The sequence below is a fragment of the Gardnerella coleohominis genome (genome assembly GCF_002896555.1).
GTDB classification, from domain to species: domain Bacteria; phylum Actinomycetota; class Actinomycetes; order Actinomycetales; family Bifidobacteriaceae; genus Bifidobacterium; species Bifidobacterium vaginale_F.
Map to the genome: position 1 here is coordinate 1 of NZ_MNLH01000027.1, position 511 is coordinate 511.

Annotated in this window: 1 protein-coding gene; it reads left to right on the top strand. The window is 71.0% G+C overall.

The window, feature by feature from the left end:
- Positions 1-68: 68 nt before the first annotated feature.
- Positions 69-511 (top strand): RNA polymerase sigma factor (locus tag BFS05_RS07030; RefSeq protein WP_258004298.1); only part of this gene is annotated, 443 nt, incomplete at its 3' end.

Here is a 511-nt window from a genome sequence, read left to right on the forward strand (position 1 = left end):
TGTGTATAAGGGACAGTCTCAGTACTACTGATGATTATGGTTTTATTACCAACGATTATGGTTTTGAAATGTCAGAGAGAACAGAATCTATGCTTTCAGTGCTGACAGATAAGCAGAGTCAAGTAGTAAAACTGATGTTTGTTGAAGGATACACTCAATCAGAGATTGCGAGCATGCTTGGTATTTCGTCTGCTGGCGTGAAAAAGCATTTGGATAAGGCTCTCGAAAAGCTTAGAAAAACGCCCCCCCCCCCCCCCCCCCCCCCCCCCCCCCCCCCCCCCCCCCCCCCCCCCCCCCCCCCCCCCCCCCCCCCCCCCCCCCCCCCCCCCCCCCCCCCCCCCCCCCCCCCCCCCCCCCCCCCCCCCCCCCCCCCCCCCCCCCCCCCCCCCCCCCCCCCCCCCCCCCCCCCCCCCCCCCCCCCCCCCCCCCCCCCCCCCCCCCCCCCCCCCCCCCCCCCCCCCCCCCCCCCCCCCCCCCCCCCCCCCCCCCCCCCCCCCCCCCCCCCCCCCCC